The sequence below is a fragment of the Chromobacterium amazonense genome (genome assembly GCF_001855565.1).
Lineage (GTDB): Bacteria > Pseudomonadota > Gammaproteobacteria > Burkholderiales > Chromobacteriaceae > Chromobacterium > Chromobacterium amazonense.
Genome location: NZ_MKCR01000002.1, coordinates 47,497 through 66,132, shown reverse-complemented (window position 1 = coordinate 66,132; position 18,636 = coordinate 47,497). Strand labels below are relative to the sequence as shown.

The 18,636-nt window shown below is 63.1% G+C and carries 13 protein-coding genes and 5 tRNA genes; 6 read left to right on the top strand and 12 right to left on the bottom strand.

Going from position 1 to position 18,636, the window contains the following annotated elements:
• Positions 1–186 precede the first annotated feature (186 nt).
• Complete coding sequence (locus tag BI343_RS00970) at positions 187–1,776, top strand: ShlB/FhaC/HecB family hemolysin secretion/activation protein (RefSeq protein ID WP_071108294.1); 1,590 nt, start codon at positions 187–189, stop codon at positions 1,774–1,776.
• A gap of 166 nt (positions 1,777–1,942) precedes the next feature.
• Positions 1,943–6,841: a hemagglutinin repeat-containing protein gene (locus BI343_RS00965; protein WP_169828966.1), complete on the top strand. Its 4,899-nt coding sequence runs from the start codon at positions 1,943–1,945 to the stop codon at positions 6,839–6,841.
• 65 nt (positions 6,842–6,906) lie between these two features.
• On the opposite strand, the gene BI343_RS00960 is transcribed toward BI343_RS00965, so the two are convergent.
• From BI343_RS00960 to BI343_RS00930, 7 genes are all read right to left on the bottom strand, one after another.
• On the bottom strand, positions 6,907–7,746 hold the full coding sequence (locus BI343_RS00960) for a pirin family protein (protein WP_083340749.1): 840 nt from the start codon (positions 7,744–7,746) through the stop codon (positions 6,907–6,909).
• A 320-nt stretch (positions 7,747–8,066) separates the two neighbouring features.
• Positions 8,067–8,741 carry a GntR family transcriptional regulator gene (locus tag BI343_RS00955; protein ID WP_043622219.1) on the bottom strand — a complete coding sequence of 225 codons (675 nt, stop codon included), beginning with the start codon at positions 8,739–8,741 and terminating at the stop codon, positions 8,067–8,069.
• A 167-nt stretch (positions 8,742–8,908) separates the two neighbouring features.
• A tRNA-His gene (locus BI343_RS00950) sits at positions 8,909–8,984 on the bottom strand.
• A gap of 26 nt (positions 8,985–9,010) precedes the next feature.
• Positions 9,011–9,086: transfer RNA gene (locus BI343_RS00945), tRNA-His, on the bottom strand.
• 46 nt (positions 9,087–9,132) lie between these two features.
• A tRNA-His gene (locus BI343_RS00940) sits at positions 9,133–9,208 on the bottom strand.
• Positions 9,209–9,234: 26 nt separating this feature from the next.
• Positions 9,235–9,311 (bottom strand) — tRNA-Arg (locus BI343_RS00935).
• 23 nt (positions 9,312–9,334) lie between these two features.
• Positions 9,335–9,411: transfer RNA gene (locus tag BI343_RS00930), tRNA-Pro, on the bottom strand.
• A gap of 238 nt (positions 9,412–9,649) precedes the next feature.
• Here BI343_RS00930 and folD point away from each other — a divergent pair.
• The 3 genes from folD (at position 9,650) to BI343_RS00915 (ending at position 12,139) form a co-directional block, all read left to right on the top strand.
• Positions 9,650–10,501 (top strand): bifunctional methylenetetrahydrofolate dehydrogenase/methenyltetrahydrofolate cyclohydrolase FolD, encoded by an 852-nt coding sequence (gene folD, locus BI343_RS00925; protein ID WP_043622221.1) that lies wholly within the window; start codon positions 9,650–9,652, stop codon positions 10,499–10,501.
• A gap of 176 nt (positions 10,502–10,677) precedes the next feature.
• Entirely contained in the window at positions 10,678–11,541 is an 864-nt protein-coding gene (gene purU / locus BI343_RS00920) for a formyltetrahydrofolate deformylase (RefSeq protein WP_071108291.1), read from the top strand.
• Positions 11,542–11,548: 7 nt separating this feature from the next.
• On the top strand, positions 11,549–12,139 hold the full coding sequence (locus tag BI343_RS00915; RefSeq protein ID WP_071108290.1) for a hypothetical protein: 591 nt from the start codon (positions 11,549–11,551) through the stop codon (positions 12,137–12,139).
• A 64-nt stretch (positions 12,140–12,203) separates the two neighbouring features.
• Here BI343_RS00915 and BI343_RS00910 read toward each other — a convergent pair whose 3' ends face one another.
• From BI343_RS00910 to rlmD, 5 genes are all read right to left on the bottom strand, one after another.
• Positions 12,204–12,674 (bottom strand): NUDIX hydrolase, encoded by a 471-nt coding sequence (locus tag BI343_RS00910; RefSeq protein WP_071108289.1) that lies wholly within the window; start codon positions 12,672–12,674, stop codon positions 12,204–12,206.
• A gap of 202 nt (positions 12,675–12,876) precedes the next feature.
• Positions 12,877–13,707, bottom strand: coding sequence for an undecaprenyl-diphosphate phosphatase (locus BI343_RS00905; protein ID WP_071108288.1), 831 nt, complete (start codon positions 13,705–13,707; stop codon positions 12,877–12,879).
• Between the two features lie 114 nt (positions 13,708–13,821).
• Positions 13,822–14,448, bottom strand: a complete 627-nt coding sequence (locus BI343_RS00900) for a YecA/YgfB family protein (RefSeq protein WP_052246653.1) — start codon at positions 14,446–14,448, stop codon at positions 13,822–13,824.
• Between the two features lie 109 nt (positions 14,449–14,557).
• On the bottom strand, positions 14,558–15,745 hold the full coding sequence (locus tag BI343_RS00895; protein ID WP_071108287.1) for a NupC/NupG family nucleoside CNT transporter: 1,188 nt from the start codon (positions 15,743–15,745) through the stop codon (positions 14,558–14,560).
• 286 nt (positions 15,746–16,031) lie between these two features.
• A complete protein-coding gene (rlmD, locus tag BI343_RS00890) occupies positions 16,032–17,576 on the bottom strand; it encodes a 23S rRNA (uracil(1939)-C(5))-methyltransferase RlmD (protein WP_071108286.1) in 1,545 nt (514 codons plus the stop codon).
• A gap of 139 nt (positions 17,577–17,715) precedes the next feature.
• Here rlmD and BI343_RS00885 point away from each other — a divergent pair, with 139 nt between their 5' ends.
• Complete coding sequence (locus BI343_RS00885; RefSeq protein ID WP_071108285.1) at positions 17,716–18,591, top strand: L,D-transpeptidase; 876 nt, start codon at positions 17,716–17,718, stop codon at positions 18,589–18,591.
• Positions 18,592–18,636 lie beyond the last annotated feature (45 nt).

Below are 18,636 nucleotides of genomic sequence, written 5' to 3'. Positions count from 1 at the left end.
ACCTGCAGTCATCTGTCAGAGGCGCTGATAGATGGCCTTGAATCTTTCGCAATGTCCGCGCCGGTCGCGCCGGCGCGGAATCGGAATCGACTCCGCGTGATGAAACACTCTTGGTTATTTTTCGGCTTGCTATGTTGCGCCGGCCCCCTGCGAGCGCAAACCCAACCCTTGCCCCCAGACTTGCGAATGGGGGATGACGATGCCCGGCGTTTGCTGCAGGACTCCAGCCGACAATTCGACGATTTGATCCGGCAGCAAAAGCTGCGCCAGTTGCAAGTCGGCGGCAGCGCGGCGGAAACCGTCAGGCAGCCCGTGGCGTCCGGCGAGGCGTGCCTGCCGGTGACGGGTTTGCGCCTGGCGGGCATCACCTTGTTGACGCATCAGGAAGTTGCCGCGCTGGGACTGCCGCAGGGCGATTGCCTGGACGTCGGCGAGTTGAACCGCTTCAGCCGCGCGTTGACCGCGCTTTACCTCGACAAAGGCTATATCGCCGCGCGGGTGTTGGCCGAGGGGCCGAACGCGAACGGCTTGCTGACGCTGCGCGCGGTGGAGGGGCGGGTGGCGGCGATCCGCAGCGACGATGCCGCCTTGCGGCCTGGCAATCTCTTCCCCGGCATGCCGGGCAAGCCGCTGAATGTGCATGATCTGGACCAGGGGCTGGATCAGGCCAACCGGCTGCGCTCCAATCACGCGACGGTGGATGTGCTGCCCGGCGACGGCATCGGCGATTCCATTTTGCAGTTGCACAATCGGCCGGATTCGCGCCTGGCGGGCGGGCTGACGCTGGACAACACCGGGCGGGCGTCTACCGGGCGCATCCAGGCCGGCGCCAATCTGGGCTGGGACAATGTCACCGGTTGGTCCGACTTCCTCAGCCTGTCGGCGCAGACCACCACGGAAAATCCCGCGACGCGGCACAGCCGCAGCGAGTCGCTATTCTATTCGCTGCCCTATGGCTACTGGACGGCCAGCGCTTTCGCCAGCCGCTCCGATTATCTGAACCCCTTGCAGCTGGCGCATAGCGCGGTGCAACTGTCCGGCTCCACCGCGCAGAGTGGCTTGCGGCTGGACCGCGTGCTGACGCGCGACCAGGGGCATATCCTGACCGCGGACCTGCAATTGACGCAAAAGCGCGTGCGCAACTATCTGCAGGATGCCGAGATTCCAGTCAGCAGCCCCAGCCTGACCGTGCTGGAGGCCGGGGTGTCGAGGATGACGGTGCTGCCGGGCGGCGTGTTGCAACTGGAGGGCGGCTTGCAGCGCGGCACGCGCTGGATGGGCGCGGATGCGCAGGACACGCGCTTCCCCGGCACGCCTAATCCGCAGTTTCTCAAGCTGCGCCTCAGCGCCAATTGGCTGCAGACCATTGCCTGGCCGGGCGGGCCGTTCCAGCTGCAGTCCAGCCTTTCCGGGCAAGCCAGTCGCGACCAGCTGCCCGGCGTCGAGCAGCTGGATATCGCCGACAGCAGCGCGGTGCGCGGTTTCCGCAATAACGCCTTGTCGGCGGAAACTGCTTGGTACTGGCGCAATACCTTGTCGCGGCGTTGGCAGCTTGGCGGATTCGCCGTCACGCCGCGGCTGGGTTTGGATGGCGGCCGGGTATTGCAGCGCGGCGGCAACGAGACTTGGCAGGACATCGCCGGCGCGGATGTCGGGGTGGCGCTGGCGCGGGGCGGCCTGACGCTGGATTTGGACTATAGCCGCCCGCTGCGCCATCCGCAGGGCTGGTTGCCGGAAGGGCACATCCTGTTTGCGCGGCTGGCGTGGCAATGGTGAGGGCAAGGTGTTGTAAATGCGCGGAAAATAATTGAAATAATATTGTAAAATTGTGTTTCGATTGATTTGCTTTAAAAAACCCCTTAGATTCCAAACTAAACACTTGTTTTATTTGGTCGCAGGCCACGTCAAGAGGGCCGACGAACCTGGATTCGAGGGGATGATGATGAAAAAAAGCAGATTCGATTTGTCCGTGAGCGGCAAAATCGCCGCGGCGCTGACGCTGGCCTTCGTGCTGGCCGATGCGGTTCAGGCTGGCGGCATCGTGGCCGCCGGCGGCAATGGCCAGCAGCCGCAGGTTTCCACTGCCGGCAATGGCGCGCAGGTGATCAACATCACCGCGCCGACGGCCGGCGGGGTGTCGGTCAACCAGTACCAGGACTTCAATGTCGGCAAGCCGGGCGCGGTGTTCAACAACGCTTTGCAGGCCGGCCAGTCGCAGTTGGCGGGCCAACTGGGCGCCAATGCCCAGCTTGGCGGCAACCAGGCCAGCGTAATCCTGAACGAGGTAGTCAGCCGCAATCCTTCGCTGCTGTTGGGCAAGCAGGAAGTTTTCGGCAAAGCGGCCGATTATGTGCTGGCCAACCCCAACGGCATCGCCTGCAACGGCTGCGGCTTCATCAACATCCCCCGCGCCTCCCTGCTGGTGGGCACCGCCAATCTGCAAAACGGCGCCATCGCCTCGCTGCAGGCGGCCAATAATGGCAACGCGCTCAGCATCAATGGCGGCGGCGCGTCCGGCGTCAACGTGCTGGACCTGATCGCGCCGCGTCTCGATATCCGCGGCAATGTATCGGCAAGCGACGCCATCCGCGTCCGCGCCGGCTTCAATACCGTCGACTACGCCAGCGGCCTGATCACGGCCACCGCCGCCGCGCCGGACGGCGTGGGCAAGCTGGACAGTTACTTTCTGGGCGCCATGCAGGCGGGCCGGATCAATATCGTCAGCACCGCTGCCGGCGCCGGCGTCAATGTCGGCGGCAATCTGTCCGGCGGCGACGAACTGACGGTCAACTCCGCCGGCGCGCTGGCTGTGCAGGCGGCCCAGCTCAAGGGCAAGCAGCTGGCATTGGCCGGCGCCAGCGTGGACATCTCCGGCCGGGTGGACAGCGAAACCAGTAACGACAGCAAGCATGACGAAAGCTGGTTCATCTGGAAAACCGGGGAGAGCAGCAGCGTGTCCAGCAAAACCGACGCCAGCGTCAAGCGCGCGTCTCTGCAGGGCGATAATGTGTCGATCAGCGCCAGCGGCAACGCCCATGTCGGCGCGGCCGACATCCAGGGCCAGGACGTCAAGCTGTCCGCCGCCAGCGTCAGTCTGGACGGCCAGCTGGCGCAAAGCAGCGCCAGCAGCAGCGACCACGCCTGGAAGAATTCCTGGGCATTCAACCAGGACAAGAGCAGCGCCATCCAGGAGCAATCGGTGGCGCGCATCAAGGCCGGCCGCGACGCGGAGATCTCCAGCACCGGCGGCGACATCGCCATCGCCGGCGCCAGCGTGCAGGCCGGCAACAATCTCAAACTGAACGCCGTGGGCGGCGTTCAATTGTCCGCGTTGACCGAAACCGATACCAGCAGCGACGTAGGCAATCGCAAGAACGACGGCGCGGCGCTGGAAACCGGCAGCTGGAACAACAACAGCAGCCAGCAGCGCCTGGTGCAGGTGCAATTGCGCGCCGGCAACGCGCTGGGCGTGAGCGCCAGCGGCGACATTAACGGCCAGGCCGCCATTCTGCAATCCGGCGGCGACGCCATCCTGTCCGCCCAGGGCAAAACCACGCTGGCGACGCAAACCAGCGCCAACAGCAGCAGCGTGCAGAACGGCAAGACCTACTGGGGCGGCATCGGCGGCGGCGGCAACCAGAACAACAGCAGCAGCGCCACTGTCAATACCGGCAGCGCGGTAAACGCAGGCGGCAAGCTGTTCATCAACGGCGACGCCGGCATCGCCATCAACGGCAGCCAGGCCAAGGGCGCGCAGGGCGCGTACGCCAAGACCCTGTCCGGCGGCGTGGTGATCGACAGCGCGCTGGATCTGACGCAGACCCATACCGACCAACGCACCGGCACCGCCTTCAACATCACCAGCAGTTCCAGCAAGGGCAGCAGCAGCCAGCAAACGGCGGTCGGTTCGGCGTTGAAGTCCGATGCCGATCTGCAGCTGATCTCCGCCGGCGACGTGGCGGTGACCGGCAGCCTGGTCAAGGCCGCGCAGGCGCTGGACATCCAGGCGGTGGGCGACATCAAGGTGGCGAGCCAGGCGTCCGAAACCCATAGCCAATCCAGCGACACCCAATTGGCGCTGCGCGGCGTCGGCGCCGAAACCGGCGACAAGCAATACCGCGGCGGCGTGCGGCTGGAACATGCCAGCACGGACCAGCAGCTGGACCAGGCCAGCCAAAGCGGCTCGCAGCTGTCCGGCGGCAGCGTCAAGCTGGCGGCCGGCAATGATCTGACGGTGACGGGGTCCAAGCTGGAGAGCGCGGGCGACGCCAGCCTCGCGGGCCAGAACGTCAGCCTTAACGCGGCGCACAGCACAAGCCACAGCGACAAGGCCAGCACTGTGACCGGCGGCGGCCTGTACCTGACCGGCGGCCTGGATAAGGCCGGCGCCGGCATCGAGTTCGGCCAGAACAGCAGCCGCGCAGTCAGCGACGGCAGCACCGCGCAGGCGACCGAGGTAAAGACCGGCGGCAAGCTGGACATCACCGCCGGCAACGGCATGGGCAGCGTGCAGAACCAGGGCAGCCAGATCAAGGCGGACGGCGCGGTGAATATCGCCGCGGGCGACGTCAGCAACCAAGTAGCCGTCAGTCAACAATCTACCCAGCAGACCAGCAGCCATTGGGGCGTGGATGTCGGCGTCAATGTCGATTACAGCGGCATCACCCGTCCCATAGCCAATGCCGGCGGCAGCGTAGCCAAGGGCGATGTGGCCGGCGCGGCCGGCCAGGCGGCCAATCTCCGCGCGGCCAATCTGGGCGTGGACGTCGGCGCCACGGGCGGCAGCGCCAAATCGCAAAGCCAGAGCAGCACCGCGCAGGCCACCAGCATTGCCGGGGCATCGGTCAATGTGGCTGCCGGCGGGGCGCTGAAGGATCAGGCAACCCAGTACCAGGCGACGCAAGGCCAAGTCAGCATCAGCGCGGACAGCCACCAGATGACGGCGGCGGCCAATACCCAGAGCCAGAGCGGCCAGGCCAGCGAAGGCGGCGCCACGGTGCGCGTTTACACCACCACCGGCGAGGACATCAACGTCAAGGGCAGCGGCCAAGGCAGCTACAGCAGCAGCCAGAGCGCGTCCAGCAACGCGGTGACCGGCTCCATCCAGTCCGCCGGAGGCGTGAGCATCAAGGTGAACAATGATGCGAGCTATCAGGGCGCAGCGATCAACGGCGGCAGCGGCCAGGCCAGCATCCAGGCCGGCGGCAAGCTCGCCCTGACCCAGGCCGACAATACCGGCAGCAGCCAGCAGCGCACGGTGGGCGCCTCCGTTGGCGTGGGCATCAGCACCAGCCCGATCGATGGCGGCAGCCAGCTCGGCGGCAGCGGCAATCTGGCGGTCAACAAGCAGCAGAGCCAGGCGTCCGGCAGCCAGGCGGTGACCGGCTCGGTGCAGTCGGCCGGCGGCATCGCGCTGACATCCGGCAATGGCTTGACCGTGCAGGGCGGCAGCCTCGCCAGCGGCGGCGACATCAAGCTGCAGTCCGATGGCAAGGTGAGCCTGCAGGCGGCCAATGGCAGCGACAGCAAAACCGGCGGCGGCTGGGGCTTCAGCGTCAACGCCGGCGGCAACAACAGCAATGGCAAGGATGCTTCGGCCAAGGGCTTCAATGTGGGCGGCGGCGTGCAGCTGTCCAGCCAGAATGAGGCCAACAGCGCGCAGTCTGGCACCCAGGTGGCGAGCGGCGGCGCCTTGAGCGTAAGCAGCGGCGCCGCCGGCAACAACGCGGTGGCGCTGCAAGGCAGCCAATTGGCCGGCAAAACGGTCAATGTGAGCGCCGACAATGGCGGCATCAGCCTGCAGTCGGCGCAGAACAGCAGCCAGAAAAATGATTGGAGCGCCAATGCCAATCTGGGTGGTGGGGCAGGCAACAGCGTGGCCAAGGAAAATGGCCAGCCCAAGGCCGACGGCGCGAGCAAGACCTATCAGGCGAACGGCGGTTTCAATGTCAAAGTCGATCAGCAGGATAAGCTGACCAACGCCAACGCCGCCATCAAGGGCGATCAAGTCAATCTGAAGGCCGATGGCCAATTGACGCTGGCCGGCGGCAACGTCAGCGCCGGCAAGGTGGATGGCAGCATCGGCGGCAATGTGGTGGTGCGGAGCCAGCAGGACCGCAACAACAGCAATCATGTAGAGGTAGGCCTGAACGTCAACAGCTCCAACGCCAAGAACCCCAGCCTGGTGGATCAGGCGGCCAATCTGGCCGGCCCGCTGTCCGGCAAGGCGAAGGAAAAGGCGACCGACGCGGTGAACGCCGTGGCCGACAAGGTGGAAGACAAGTACAACAGCTTCGCCTTCAAGAACGGCCTGAAGGAAGACACCACCCAGCCGGTGGCGTTCAACAAGGATGCGAACGGCGGCAGCGTGACGCTGCCGGCGCAGCCGACCAGCGGCGAGGCCAAGTCCGGCGTGGTGGACAGCGCCTTGCGCAAAGGCGGCAATACCTTGAAGGACAAGTTGCTCAACCCGCAGGACAAGGGCACTCAGGTGTCCGGCGTGATCGACGTCAGCGTCAAGTCCGACAATGGCGTGGGCACGGCCAGCGCGATCAGCGGCGACCAGGGCGTGAATTTGGCGGTGGGCGGCAAGGTGCAACTGACCGGCGGCCAGATCGATTCCAGCGCCGGCAAGGTGAGCTTGGGCGACGCCAAGGTGGAGACCGCCAATATCCAGACCAGCAGCTACAACGGCGCCGGCGGCGTCAAGCTGGACGGCACGCCGGCGGCCATCATCCAGCAGGCGGTCAAGGACGTGACTTCCGGCAAGGCGCCGCTGATGCATGTCGATATCGACAACCAGAAGCAGACGGTGAGCGGCGAGGTGAAGTCGGGCGCTTGAGCAGGGCGTTCCGCCTCGCGCAATCCAAAACGGCAGCCTGCGGCTGCCGTTTTTCGTGGCGCGGATCAGAACCGGCCTTCGCTGTAATCGTCCATCGCCTGCTCGATTTCCTGGCGCGTATTCATCACGAACGGTCCCCATTGCGCGATGGGCTCGTTCAGCGGTCTGGCAGCCAAGACCAGCAAGCGGCTTTCCGCGCTGCCGTTGAGCAGCTCGACGCCGTCTCCGTCATCGTCCAGCACGGCGAGCTGGCGCTCTCCCATCACGCTGTCCGCCGCCTGCGCCGCTCCCTGGTAAAGATACAGGAAGGCGTGGTGGCTGGATGGCAGCGGCAGCCACAGGCGATTGCCTGGGCGCAGCGCGATGTCCAGGTATAGCGGATCGGTCACCGGGCGCTCGATCGCGCCCTGGCGGCCGTCAAAGCGGCCCGCCAGCAGCTTCAAGGCATTGCCATCACCGTCTTGCCATTGCGGGATGTCCGCTGCCGGGATGTCGCGGTAGCTTGGCGCGGCCATCTTGTCGGCGGCCGGCAAGTTGATCCACAGCTGGAAGCCATGCATCAGTCCATCCTGCTGCTCCGGGATCTCCGAGTGAACGATGCCGCGTCCGGCCGTCATCCATTGCATGCCGCCGGGGCCGAGCAGGCCTTCGTTGCCGGCGTTGTCGCGGTGGCGCATGCGGCCGTCCAGCATATAGGTCACGGTTTCAAAGCCGCGGTGCGGGTGGCTGGGGAAGCCGGCGATGTAATCGTCCGGGTTGTCGGAGCGGAACTCATCCAACATCAGGAAGGGGTCGAGCCGCCGTTGCAGCGATTGGTTCAGCACCCGCTGCAGGCGCACGCCGGCGCCGTCTGAGACTTCGCGGCCATTGACCAGTTGTTCGACTTTTCTGCTGAGGGCGCGCATGGACATCTCCTGTTCAGAGTTTGATGCTGCCATTTTCCTGGTGGAAAACTAGATTAAAAAGCGCAAAATTTTGTGGTCAATGATCGAAAAATTAGATGTGTATGCTTGCGCGGCCATCCGGGGTGGGGAGGGCGTTTGGGGGTGGGCGGATGGGGCGCGGCGCAGCCGGCATCGGGCAGCCGTGACGGCGCGGTTGCGCGAGAGGAGGGGCGAGCATGCATGCGGCAGGACCGCATCAAGCCGGACGGCGCGGTGAGCAAGGCCGCGCTATGTCAGATCTGGCATAAGCCTTCTTGTCGCGCGGGGGCTGGCTGCGGCGCTCAGTGATTGGCCTGCTGACCCTTCAGGTAGCTTTCCAGCGCGTGGCCGGCAGACAGGATGTGGAAACGCAGGAACTCGGCCGCCTCGTCCGCCTTGCCTTGTCGGCACAGCTCCAGCAGGCGGGTGTGTTCTTCGTGGGCCCGCTCCATGGTGCGGGTGAACAGGATCTGCATCCGGGTGTAGCGGTCGGTCTTGTTGTGCAACTGCTCGATCAGCGCCAGGGTATTGGGGCGGCGCGCGGCGCGGTACAGTGCCAGATGGAAGCGGGAGTTGATCTCTCCCCAGTGGCGCACGTCGTTGTTGTTCAGCGCCACTTCGAATTCGCGCAGCGTCTGTTGGGCGGCGTCCAGGTCCGCCGCGCTTTGACAGGAGATGGCGGCTTTCAGCAGCGAGCATTCCAGCATGGCCCGCACTTCTAGCAGCTCCAGGATGTCTTCCAGCGACAGCTTGGACACCAGGGCGCCCTTGTGGTCGATGATCTGGATCAGTCCCTCCGCCTCCAGCTGGCGCAGCGCCTCGCGCACCGGCACCCGGCTGACGCCGTATTCGTGGGACAGCGCCTCCTGGCGCAATTGTTGGCCGTCAGCGAATTCGCCCGACAGAATGCGGCGGCGCAGGGATTCGGTGACGGCACTGGTAAGCGTCTGGCGCTTGATCGGCTGCAGGGTGGTCATGGTGGGTGTCGTTATCTGTCAGTCAATCGGATACATGCAAATGTATTCGATTATACGGAGCTTGCCCGTTCCGGCAAGCATCTAACTTGAATATTTTTGTCGCGAATCTGTAATTTTCGGAGAAGGGCATGAAAAAAGCCCGACGGATGCGTCGGGCTTTGAATTTCTGGGGTGGATGATGGGACTCGAACCCACGACAACCGGAATCACAATCCGGGACTCTACCAACTGAGCTACATCCACCGCTGGCGACTCGATGGTCGTAATCTTGGGGTGGATAATGGGACTCGAACCCACGACAACCGGAATCACAATCCGGGACTCTACCAACTGAGCTATATCCACCGCTGAAACGGCTTGGACCGCGGCTGGGCCGCAATCGGGCAAATTGTGGGGTGGATAATGGGACTCGAACCCACGACAACCGGAATCACAATCCGGGACTCTACCAACTGAGCTATATCCACCACTGGGTACTGCAATCAAGCAAGCTTGGCGCGCCCGACAGGAATCGAACCTGTAACCCCCAGCTTAGAAGGCTGGTGCTCTATCCGGTTGAGCTACGGGCGCTCTATCGGGCTGCTTGTTGTGTCTGGTCGGGGCGGCGGGATTCGAACTCGCGACCCCCTGATCCCAAATCAGGTGCGCTACCAGGCTGCGCTACGCCCCGAACAGAGACCGCAACTATACGGATGAGGCCGAGGCCTGTCAACGGCTTTGTGCAAATAATTTGGCCGGTTTGCGGGGAGTATTTGCCGCTGTTTTCCGGCTTGCGGATTCTGTCTGGACTTTTCTCTTTATTTATCTTGATCTTAAGAAAAATAAACCGCGGAACCGCTCTTACTGCGCTGCGCAAATAATGCGACAATAGCGCCCGTTATTTATTTGCATCAATATGGGATTCAGGCATGTCGGCACAATTGATCGATGGCAAGGCGGTAGCGGAACGGCTGGTTGAAAAGGTGCGCGTGGGCGTGGAAACGCGTCTGGCGCAAGGCAAGCGCGCGCCGGCGCTGGCCGTGGTGCTGGTGGGGGATGATCCGGCTTCGGCCGTCTATGTGGGCGGCAAGAAGCGCGCTTGCGAAAAAGCCGGGGTGCGTTCGGTATCGTATGAATTGCCGGCCGAAACCAGCCAGCAGCAATTGCTGGAGATAATCGACGAGTTGAATGCGGATGACGGCGTGGATGGAATACTGGTGCAGCTGCCGCTGCCGAAACAGATCGATCCGCAAACGGTGATTGAACGTATTGATCCGAAAAAGGATGTGGACGGTTTCCACCCGTATAATGTCGGCCGCCTGGCAATCAAGATGCCGCTGATGCGTCCCTGCACGCCGCGCGGCGTGATGACGCTGCTGGAAGAATACGGCATCGATCCCAAAGGCAAGAAGGCGGTGATCGTCGGCGCCTCCAATATCGTGGGTCGGCCGCAGGCGCTGGAAATGCTGATGGCGCGCGCCACCGTTACCGTCTGCCATAGCGCCACGCAGAATCTGGCCGCCGAAGTGGCCGCCGCGGACATCCTAGTGGTGGGCGTGGGCATCCCCAACTTCGTCAAGGGCGAATGGGTCAAGCCGGGCGCGGTGGTGATCGACGTCGGCATCAACCGCCTGGATAGCGGCAAGTTGTGCGGCGATGTGGAGTTCGACGCCGCGCGCGAGCGCGCAGGCTTCATTACGCCGGTGCCGGGCGGCGTGGGGCCGATGACCATCGCCACCCTCTTGCAGAATACGCTGGATTCCGCCAATCTGAATGCCTGAGCTTTCTCCGCCGCGCGCGCGGCGGGTCTGAGCATGCTCGCCACAGCGGCCGGTGCAGCCGGGCTGTGGCGATTTTGTTTTTCGCCGCCACGTCGGCGCGAGAGTTGCAGACAGCCGCGCGCGGCTGTTTTAGTATTACGTAAAACTAATTTACAGATTGATCACGGGTTTACTGAATGAGTCACGAGAAACACTCGGCCACGCTGCTGATCAGCGCGCCGGACAAAAAGGGCCTGGTTGCGGCCATCGCCAATTTCCTGATGACCTATAACGCCAACATCATGCACGCCGACCAGCATCAGGATACCAGCGAGAACCTGTTCCTGATGCGGGTGCAGTGGGATTTGGACGGCTTCACGCTGCCGATGGACAGCTTCGCCGCAGCCTTCCAGCCCATTGCCGACGAGCATGGCATGAATTGGAAGGTGTCGCTGTCGGCGCGCAAGCCGCGCATGGCCATCTTCGTTTCGCAGTACGAGCACTGTCTGGTGGACCTGATGCACCGCTGGCGCATCGGCGAGCTGGATTGCGACATCCCGTTGGTGATATCCAATCACGAAACCTGCCGCCGCTTGGTGGAGTTCAACGGCATTCCGTTCCATGTGATCAAGGTGACCAAGGACAACAAGGCCGAGGCCGAGGCCGAGCAATTCCGCCTGCTGGAAGAGGCTGGCGTCGATTTCATCGTGCTGGCGCGCTACATGCAGATTCTGTCCGGCGAATTCGTCACTCGCTACCCGGACCGCGTGATCAACATCCATCACAGCTTCCTGCCGGCCTTCGACGGCGCCAAGCCTTACCATCGCGCCTTCGCGCGCGGCGTCAAGCTGATCGGCGCCACCAGCCACTATGTGACCGAGGATCTGGACGAAGGCCCGATCATCGAGCAAGAAGTGACCCGCATTTCGCATCGCGACACGGTGGAGGACCTGGTGGAGAAGGGCCGCGACCTGGAAAAAATGGTGTTGTCGCGCGCCGTGCGCTGGCATCTGGACAATCGCGTGCTGTCCTACAACAACAAGACCGTGGTTTTCGATTGAGCCGGCCATGCGCGTGCTGATCGACGATTTATTCGACCTGTTGCGCTTGCGGGTGAAGCCGCTGGCCGCCTATCAGTACCCGTGGTGGCAGCCGGCGCTGCTGCTGACGCTGCTGGGGGTGATCGCCAGCGGGGACACCACGGAGCTGGGCAGCAATGTCGCCGGCCGCATCGGCTTCATGGTGGCGTTCACCTGGATGGAGACGGTGTTCTTCACCCGCTTCATCGGTTTCTGGCTGCGGCTGGGCAAGGCCGAGCTGGCGGGGTCGCTGTTTGGCCTGGTGGTGGTGGCCAGCGGCTTGCAATTCATCGAGCCCCTGACCAGCTGGCTGCCGGACGATGTGGCGGCCGGCGCCGACATGCTGTTGTCGCTGCTGGGCATGGTGGTGCTGGTGAACGCCCTGTCGCAGGTGTCGGGCGTGTCCAAGCTGAGGGTGCTGGCGGGGGTGGTGCTGTTCGCGCCGCTGGCCCTGGTGCTGCTGGCGGCGACGCTGTCCTTGGCCAATACCGCTGGCTGGGTGGATCTGCCGGCCGACATGGTGGCGATGATGCAGCAGAAGGGCGCCGCCAGCTCCGGCTCGGCGGCGATAGCCAAATAAGCCTGGGCTGCAGCCAAGAAAAAAGGACACGCTCAAGCGTGTCCTTTTTGTTTTCCCGATGGCGTCAATCGACCTTGGCGATGTAGCGCGCCAGGCCAAGCATGGCGCGCAAGGCCTGGCCTTTGGCGGTTTCCTCGTTGCGCAGATGGGCGTAGCGGCGCAGGATGGCGCGGCCTTCGACGAACAGATCCATATCGGTGTCCGGCGACGATACCAGCGCGATGCGTTCGATCTCGTTCTGCGGTTTGGGCTGGCCCTGCGCGATGCAGAGGTAGACCTTGTGGGCGTTGAACGGGGTGATGTGGTCGAACAGATAAAGCATCGAGTTGATGCGCAGCCCGGTTTCCTCGCGCACTTCGCGGATCAACGCCTGCGAGCGGAGTTCGCCGCGGTTGGCTTTGCCGCCCGGCAAGTTGTAGCGGCCGCCGCGGCTGGCGGTGACGAGCACGCCGTCGGGGAGTTCGATGATGGCGGTAGCGCGCCTGGCCAAATCATCGGGCAGGCGGTCATTTTTACGATCTTCCAATACACTCATTCTTCCGAAAATATTGATGTACGAGGTCTTTCGCCTCCTGTGTGAGATCAGTGATTCCAAGAAAACCGCCGGTTGTGCTCCACGCGCGTAGAGCAGGGCCGGCGGCTGCCATGAAGGCTTTAGCCCGGAGGGAACCGGGTTTCAATAAGTAGAATTACTGTCTGTTGCAATTCTATAGGATTGACGACGTAAGTCCAGCGCTTTACAGCGCTTTTGCCAGCAGGCCGCCGATGCCGACCAGCAGGCAATAGAAGCCGAAGGGCCGCAGCGACTCGATCTCGGTCTTCTTGAAGTAGCGCATCAGGAACCAGGTGCTGGCATAGGCGCACAGGCCTGCTACCGCGCCGCAGGCCAGCAGCAGGCCCCATTCGGCGGAGCCATGGCCCTTGTGCGCCAGCTTGGGGATTTCCAGAATGCCGGCCGCGGTGATGATGGGGGTGGCCAGCAGGAAGGAGAAGCGGGCGGAAGAGGCGTAGTCCAAGCCGTGGGCCAGGCCGGTCACCAGGGTGGCGCCGGAGCGGGAGAAGCCCGGCAGCAGCGCCAGCGCCTGGCCGGCGCCGATCTTGATGGCGCCGGCAAAGCTCAGCTGCGACAGATCGTGCGAGGCCGCTTTCTTTTTCAGCCGGTCGCCCAGCAGCAGCAGCAGGCCGTTCAGGGCCAGGAAGATCAGCACGGCGGTGGTGCTGGTGAACAGCGCGCGCAGCTGTTTTTCCAGCAAGAGGCCCAGCAGGCCGGCGGGGATGGTGCCGGCGATCACCAGCCACATCAGGCGCGCTTCCGGATTGCTGGCGCGGCCGCCGGCTCTGAGCCAGCCGCCGATGAGGTCTATCCAGTCGCGGCGGAAGTAGACCAGCAGCGCGGCGGCGGTGCCCAGGTGCAGCATCACCATGAATGGCAGGAAGTCCGGGCTGGTGCGGTTGATCGACCAGTGCAGCCAGTCCGGGATCAGCACGCCGTGCCCTAGGCTGCTGACGGGAAACAGTTCGCTGACGCCCTGGATCACGGCAAACAGCAAGGCTTCGATTGGATTCATGGATTACCCCTTGAAAATAGACTGCGGCTGCCGGCGCGTGAGCCATGGCCGGCTCGCCTGGTGATGGTCAGTCTATGCTAAACGCGGCGGCATGGCCGCTGGTTTACCCGGTTTTCAATGCCTGTGCCTGGGGTGCGGGTCTGATTCCTGCTCTTCCTGTTCCAGTTGGCGGCGGATGCCGGCGAAGAAATCGTGGATGCCGTGCACGGAGGGCGAGATGGCGGCCAGTAGCTCGGCGCGGACTTCATTGGAAATGCCGTCCACGAAAGGGCGCATGTCGGCATCCGGGTGGCGTTCGAAACCCAGGGCCATGATAGGCTCCAGAAGCGGGGCGCTGTCCGGGGAATCGAACAGCATGCCCCAGTCTTCGTTCAGCAACTCCATGCCGGCGACAAAGCCTTCGCACCAGTCGTTGCCGCGGATTTCGCCATCGGCGCCGGCGTCCAGCCAGGGCTGGAATTCGCCTCCGCTCAACGCTTCGGCGATGTCCTGCCAGTGGCCGCGCAGCAGGGATACGAACTGTTCCAGCGCTTTTTCGCTGGGGAAGGCTGATTCGTCGTCGAAAGCGTCGCCCAGGATCAGCGGCAGGCATTCCGCCGGGCGGATGGCTTCCGGGCCTGCCAGCAGCGCGGCGAAGAAACCGTCCAGTTGTTCCAGATTCATGCAACCCTGATCAACGAAACGGGACAGGGTGGCGGACAGGCGTTGATAGTCTTGCTCGCTGAGCGCTTGGTGCGGCATGGCGGACTTTCCTTGTGGATCAGGCGGCCATTATGCGGCAGGGGCGGACAAAACAAAACCGCCCGCAAGAGCGGGCGGCTGGATGTTCGGGACAGGCTGGCGGTTTGGCTCAGGAAGCCAGCACCAGGCCGGCGATCAGCGCGGACAGGATGCTCACCAGCGAGGAGCCGTAGACCAGCTTCAGGCCGAAGCGGGACACCATATTGCCGCGCTCTTCGTTCAGGCCCTTCACCGCGCCGGCGATGATGCCGATGGAGCTGAAGTTGGCGAAGGACACCAGGAAAATGGACAGCACGCCGCGGGTGTAGTCGGACAGGTGGGCTGCGTGGTTCTTCAGTTCCAGCATGGCGACAAACTCGTTGGTCACAAGCTTGGTGGCCATGATGCTGCTGGCGGTCAGCGCCTCGGGCGCCGGCACGCCCATCAGCCAGGCGAACGGCCAGAACACATAGCCGAGCATGGTCTGGAAGTTGATGCCGAAGATGGAGGTGAAGATGAAGTTGACGCAGGAGATCAGGGCGATGAAGCCGACCAGCATGGCGGCCACGATCACGGCGATCTTGAAGCCGGTCAGGATGTATTCGCCCAGCATCTCGAAGAACGATACGCGGTGGCCTTCGTTGCTGATCAGCTCGTCTTCGCCCAGCGCGCTGTCGTAGGGGTTGATCAGCGACAGCACCACGAAGGTGCTGAACAGGTTCAGCACCAGCGCGGTCACCACGAAGCGCGGCTCTATCATCTGCATATAGGAGCCGACGATGGACATGGACACGGTGGACATGGCGGTGGCGGCCAGCGTGTACATGCGCTTTTCGTCAAAGGTATGGATGATGTTCTTGTAGGCGATGAAGTTCTCGGACTGGCCCACCATCATCGAGCTGATGGCGTTGAACGATTCGATCTTGCCCATGCCGCTGACCTTGGACAGCACGAAGCCGACGGCGCGGATCACCACCGGCAACACGCGGATGTGCTGCAGGATGCCGATCAGCACAGAAATGAACACGATGGGCATCAGCACCATCAGGAAGAAGCTGAACTCGCCCTTGTTCTGGATGCCGCCGAAGGCGAAGTTGGTGCCTTCGCCGGCAAATTCCATCAACTTGGTGAAGACGCTGGAAATGCTGCCGACGATGGCCAGGCCATATGTCGTGTTGAGCAGGAAGAAGGCCAGGGCGATCTCGACAACCAGCAGCTGCAGGACGGAGCGGATCTTGATGTTCTTCCGGTCGCGAGCGACCAGTTGCGTCAGGGCCAGCACCACGAGTAGGCCGATCAGAAATTGAACGATATGCATGATAAGTGTCGCTTTAGGGTTTCCCGTTGCCGGGGGCGAGTTACGAGCAAGGCATGGGTCCGGCTAAAAGCTCGCCGGCTGATGCCCATTCTTATTGGCGGTGCGGGTCGGCTTCGCAAAGCCGGGATAGCGCCACGCCTTGCCGCCATGACCGATGGGTGGCGGTTTCGGTGTGTGCACAATGCGCTGAAGTCGCGATAAAAACTTTTCTTTAGATCAAACAATCTGTCTTTATGTGAAGAGAATTTAGCCCGGTTTGACTCAGCGGTCAAAACCGGGCTTGTCGTCACGCTTCAGACGGATGGGATTCGCTCTCGCGGCGAGCCTTCTCTGCGAAGTAATGCGCGCGGCGGGCTTCCTTGGCGGCGGCCTTTTCGGCCATTTCCTGCGCCTTGCGCGCCTTTTCGGCGTCTTCCTCGGCCTGGCGCGCGGCGCGGGCGGCCTCGCGCTCGGCGGCTTCGGCGGCTTCAATCGCCTCGACTTCCTTGCGCGTCTTGCACGGGCTGGTTTTTTCGAACCAGGCCACGGATTCCACGTGCGCGGTGTGCGGGAACATATTGATGATGCCGGCGGCCTTCAGCGTGTAGCCCTTGGTGTGCACCAGTACGCCGGCGTCGCGCGCCAGGGTGGCCGGGTTACAGGACACATAGACGATGCGCTTGGGCGCGGTTTCTTCGGTGATGGCCTTCAAGAGCTGCACGGCGCCGTCGCGCGGCGGGTCTACCAGCATCTTGTCGAAACGGCCCAGCGCCGCGAACGATTCCTCGGTCACTTCGAACAGATTGGCCATCTCGTAGCTGACGCGGTCCTGCAGCTGGTTGTGGGTGGCGTTTTCCACCGCGCGCTTGACCAGCGCCTGGCTGCCTTCCATGCCGTGGACGATGGCGCCGGAGCGGGCGATGGGCAGGGTGAAGTTGCCGATGCCGCAGAACATGTCGGCGATGCGCTCGCCCGGCTGCGGATCGAGGAACTTCAGCGCGCGCGCCACCATCACCGCGTTGATCTGCGGGTTCACCTGGGTGAATTCGGTGGGGTAGTACGGCATCTCCACCGCGTATTCCGGCATGCTGTAAGTCAGCTTGGGCGCGTCCAGCGGGTAGATCGGGTAGCAGGTGTCCGGGCCCTTGGGCTGCAGCCAGATCTGCAGCGTGCGTTCCGACGAACCGTGCCGATCGGAAAACGCCTTCAGAACGGCGAAGTCGGCATCGGTGATGTCGTCCATATTGCGGAACACCAGGATGTCCAGCTTGTCGCCGACCGCGACTTCCACTTGCGGCATGCGCTGGCTGATGGACAGCGTAGCGATCATTTCGCGCAGCGGCATGATCAAGTCGGAGATGTGCTTGGGCAGGATGTGGCACTCGCGCATTTCGGCGATGTAGCTGGAGCTTTTCTCATGGAAGCCCACCAGCACGCCGCCTTTCTTGGCCACCATGCGCGCGGACAGACGGGCGCGATGACGGTAGTGCCAGGCCGGTCCGGCGATGGGGGTGAGAATGCGTTCGGACTTGACCTTGCCGATGCGCTTGAGATTGTCTTCCAGCACGCGCTGCTTGATCGCCACCTGGGCGCTGAACTCCACGTGCTGCATCGAGCAGCCGCCGCAGACGCCGAAGTGCGGACAGCGCGGATCGGCGCGCATGAAGCTTTCCTTCAATACCGCGCTGGTATTGGCGTTTTCGTAGCTCGGCTTCTTGCGGTAGCTGCTGTAGATAACCTTTTCGTAAGGCAGCGCGCCATCGATGAAGATGGTTTTGCCGTCAACGTGGGAGACCCCCCGGCCTTCGTGATCCAGCGACTCGACCAGGGCAATCGTCTGTGGGTGCGTCATCGTCTTGCTTGCAAAATCAAACGGTAAGGCGCGGATTTTCTCAAAAATCGGCAATCCGTGCTGGTTTTTTTACAAACGCGTTGCGCAAACGCTTTCTGTTAGAATCTACGGAATGATTCAAAGCAATGGAATGAGCAGTATGTGCAAGTGGTTGACGCTGCTGGCGCTGGGGTGTTTGTCGGCGTTCCCGGCCGCTGCGGCGGCGATGCCCGAGCCGGATGTCCAGATCAATCCGGCCGGCAGGCACTTGGTGCTGAATCTGCCGCAGGCGCGGCTGTTCCTGTACCAGGATGGCAAGCTGGAGCGGATTTTCCCGGTGGCCGTGGGCAAGATGCTGACGCAAACGCCGATCGGCAGTTTCGACATCACCGGCATTTACCGCGATCCCCGCTGGCATGTGCCCAAGTCCATTCAGGACGAGATGAAGCGCAAAGGCAAGCCGGTTCAGACCGTAGTGCCGCCGGGGCCGGACAATCCGCTCGGCCCGGTATTCGTCCGCTTTGGCGAAAGCAAGCTGGGTCTGGGTTTTCACGGCACCAACGCGCCGGCTTCGGTGCCTGGCTTCCGCAGCCATGGCTGCGTGCGGATGAAGAACGATGACGCGCTTTCGCTGGCCAATACCGTCACCCGCGGCGATTCTGTCACCGTTGCCTACCAGACCATTCTGCTGAACGAGGACGAAACCGGGCAGCTGTGGCTCACCGTCTATCGCAACCACTACAAGCAGGACGACCCGTCGATGCCGTATCTGGCGGATACCTTGCTGGCCTGGCAGCATCAGCATCAGATTGCCTTGTACGGCCAGCGGGTGGACGAGGCGCTGAAGCAGCGCAGCGGCAAGCCGGTCTGCATCAGTTGCAAGAGCACCAAGGCGCAGGCCAGCGGCAAGCTGGCGGCGCTGCCCTGGCTATCCAAGATGACGCTGCCGCAGCCCTTGCCGGCCACCGACGGGCCGGCCTCGCATGAGTCCGGTGCGCCGATCAGCCAGCGCGGACATGCCGCCAAGGCGGGATAGGATGTAAAATTGCCAATGACAGGGCTGCTGCTGCGGCCCTTTTCT

What these genes read in the sequence shown, in the direction of transcription:
- BI343_RS00970 (WP_071108294.1), top strand. Translation starts at nt 187, where the DNA reads ATGGGGGATGACGATGCCCGGCGTTTGCTGCAGGACTCCAGCCGACAA.
- BI343_RS00965 (WP_169828966.1), top strand. Translation starts at nt 1,943, where the DNA reads ATGAAAAAAAGCAGATTCGATTTGTCCGTGAGCGGCAAAATCGCCGCG.
- BI343_RS00960 (WP_083340749.1), bottom strand. Translation starts at nt 7,746, where the DNA reads ATGCGCGCCCTCAGCAGAAAAGTCGAACAACTGGTCAATGGCCGCGAA.
- BI343_RS00955 (WP_043622219.1), bottom strand. Translation starts at nt 8,741, where the DNA reads ATGACCACCCTGCAGCCGATCAAGCGCCAGACGCTTACCAGTGCCGTC.
- folD (WP_043622221.1), top strand. Translation starts at nt 9,650, where the DNA reads ATGTCGGCACAATTGATCGATGGCAAGGCGGTAGCGGAACGGCTGGTT.
- purU (WP_071108291.1), top strand. Translation starts at nt 10,678, where the DNA reads ATGAGTCACGAGAAACACTCGGCCACGCTGCTGATCAGCGCGCCGGAC.
- BI343_RS00915 (WP_071108290.1), top strand. Translation starts at nt 11,549, where the DNA reads ATGCGCGTGCTGATCGACGATTTATTCGACCTGTTGCGCTTGCGGGTG.
- BI343_RS00910 (WP_071108289.1), bottom strand. Translation starts at nt 12,674, where the DNA reads ATGAGTGTATTGGAAGATCGTAAAAATGACCGCCTGCCCGATGATTTG.
- BI343_RS00905 (WP_071108288.1), bottom strand. Translation starts at nt 13,707, where the DNA reads ATGAATCCAATCGAAGCCTTGCTGTTTGCCGTGATCCAGGGCGTCAGC.
- BI343_RS00900 (WP_052246653.1), bottom strand. Translation starts at nt 14,448, where the DNA reads ATGCCGCACCAAGCGCTCAGCGAGCAAGACTATCAACGCCTGTCCGCC.
- BI343_RS00895 (WP_071108287.1), bottom strand. Translation starts at nt 15,745, where the DNA reads ATGCATATCGTTCAATTTCTGATCGGCCTACTCGTGGTGCTGGCCCTG.
- rlmD (WP_071108286.1), bottom strand. Translation starts at nt 17,576, where the DNA reads ATGACGCACCCACAGACGATTGCCCTGGTCGAGTCGCTGGATCACGAA.
- BI343_RS00885 (WP_071108285.1), top strand. Translation starts at nt 17,716, where the DNA reads ATGTGCAAGTGGTTGACGCTGCTGGCGCTGGGGTGTTTGTCGGCGTTC.